The sequence below is a fragment of the Pseudomonas sp. FH1 genome, assembly GCF_000510895.2.
GTDB classification, from domain to species: Bacteria; Pseudomonadota; Gammaproteobacteria; order Pseudomonadales; family Pseudomonadaceae; genus Aquipseudomonas; species Aquipseudomonas azotoformans_A.
Genome location: NZ_AOHM01000116.1, coordinates 1 through 2,150, shown reverse-complemented (window position 1 = coordinate 2,150; position 2,150 = coordinate 1). Strand labels below are relative to the sequence as shown.

Below are 2,150 nucleotides of genomic sequence, written 5' to 3'. Positions count from 1 at the left end.
AAAAAGGCCCCGCTCAATCTGATTGAGCGGGGCCTTTTTATTTGTGGCAGGCGTTATCGAAATCTGATTGATTTCACTACTAATCGATTTTCAACATTCGCTGAAATTATTAATTTCAGTGAAAATTCTCGACAGATTTCACTGCTTTGGTTATTTTCAGCACTTGTTGAAAATGGTGAAATCAATGAAAGAGTTCGAAATCCGCTCAAGGGATGCCCTGCGAAATCTCCTGAGCAAAGTGCCGATCCTCAAGATTGAAAACCTGAAACTGCCTTCACCTTCAGAGGGGTGGACGCCCGACTGCATTGTCGAGATAACCGTCTCGGGAAGGTCGCATGCTCTGGTCTGCGAGGTAATAGCAAGCGGCCAACCCAGATTTATAAGTGCGGCGATACTTCGGCTTCGCGACTATTTGAACAAACAGCGGACACAGGCAACGCCCGTTGTGGTCGCGCCTTATCTGTCGCCCATTGCCAGACAGGCATGCCGGGAAAGAGAGGTGGGGTATCTGGATCTGGAGGGCAATGCGTGGATCTCGTTCGGTGGCGTATCCATTGACCATCAAGTCGCTGACAAGCCGTCCTCAGAACGCAGAGAGCTGAAGTCTTTCTTCAAACCAAAGTCAGCACAGATCATACGCACGATGCTTCGAGATCCGGGCCGAGCCTGGCGCGTGGTCGAACTGTCCGAAGCTGCCGGAGCGAGCCTGGGGCAAGTCAGTAATGTCCGAACAGCACTCCTGAATAGAGAATGGGCCCGGACGACAAACGATGGCGTAAACCTATCCGACCCTCAATCTCTCCTAGACGCTTGGGCCGAGACATACGAGCCTCCAGCAGGAGACCGTAAATTCTTCTATACCGCCTTGCACGGTAGAGCATTGGAAAATGCGGCGCGTAACGCCATTGGAGAAATGAGCGGCGGGCACGCGCTTTTTTCGTCTTTTTCTGCCGCCCAATGGCTCGCCCCCTATGCCCGTATCAATACGAATTACTTTTTTGCCGACCGTGAAGGGTTAGAGAGGCTGGTCAAAGCATTACAGTTGGTTCCCGCATCAACGGGAGAAAACGTAGTGATCACCTTACCCAAAGAGGAAGGGCTTCTACTCGACGCCATTGAACCCGCACCGGGTGCCATATGTACCAGCCTGGTTCAGACCTACCTGGATCTATCAGTTGCAGGAGAGCGCGGGAAAGAAGCTGCCGAATACTTGAGACAGGAAAAACTGACATGGTCTCGTTAGTCCCTCAAGAACCCCAGTCTGCTTCAGATTATGACGACAGAACCACGACCGCCGTGAAAGCAGTGTTAGTGGAAATCGGTCAAATCCTCGGCTCTTTCAAAGGAAAGTTTGCAGTGATCGGCGGAGCAGTGCCTTGGCTTCTGCTTGCGAATGACGATATGCAACACGTTGGAACCCTTGATGTCGATTTGAGCCTGAACGCAGAAGCACTGGGTGATGGCGAATACGCGACATTGATCGAAGCACTGATGGGCAACGGGTATCAACAGAGAGGAGCGCTTCGCAGATTCCAACTCGTTCGCCAGGTGCCCGCGGAGGACGGCGGACCGGCGATAGATGTGATCGTGGACTTCTTGATGCCGCGTGACGCCGAAATCATCCAGAACAAACCTCCTATCCTCAACGACTTTGCTGTTCAGCGTGCTGACGGTGCCGACTTGGCAATGCGCTTCTACCAAATGGTTGCCATTGAGGGTCCCATGCCCACGGGTGGGAAAAATCGCGTAGAAGTCGCCGTATGTTCTATCCCCGCACTCTTGGCAATGAAGGGGTATGCGCTGAATGGAAGGCACAAACAGAAGGACGCCTATGACATCTACTACTCCGTCCGCAACTTTCCCGACGGTGTCGAAGCGCTCGCAGAGGAATGTCGATCAGTGCTTGAAACGGGCAGCGGAGAGCAGGGATTTCAGTTCATCGGAGAAAAATTTGCTACCCATGATGGCTATGGCCCGACGGCGGTAAGACGATTCGTCGAAGACAGCCAGATTCTGGGAGGTCGCACACCAGACCAATGGCAGCAAGATGCTTTTGGGCAGGTGGATACCTTATTGCGCGCCTTACGACTTCGGGACTAATAAAACAAAAAGGCCCCGCTCAATCTGATTGAGCGGGGCCTTTTTATTTG

Annotated in this window: 3 protein-coding genes; all 3 read left to right on the top strand. The window is 52.4% G+C overall.

The window, feature by feature from the left end; translation table 11 throughout:
* On the top strand, positions 1 to 258 hold a 258-nt coding region (locus H096_RS34425), incomplete at its 5' end, for a hypothetical protein (protein WP_206542905.1).
* Positions 185 to 1,243 carry a type IV toxin-antitoxin system AbiEi family antitoxin gene (locus tag H096_RS26010; protein WP_156717528.1) on the top strand — a complete coding sequence of 353 codons (1,059 nt, stop codon included), beginning with the start codon at positions 185 to 187 and terminating at the stop codon, positions 1,241 to 1,243. The genes H096_RS34425 and H096_RS26010, both read left to right, overlap by 74 nt.
* The gene (locus H096_RS26005; protein WP_033902217.1) at positions 1,231 to 2,100 is read left to right on the top strand and encodes a hypothetical protein; all 870 of its coding nucleotides are present in this window, start codon (positions 1,231 to 1,233) and stop codon (positions 2,098 to 2,100) included. The genes H096_RS26010 and H096_RS26005 overlap by 13 nt, the downstream gene beginning before the upstream one ends.
* The last annotated feature ends 50 nt before the right edge of the window (positions 2,101 to 2,150 follow it).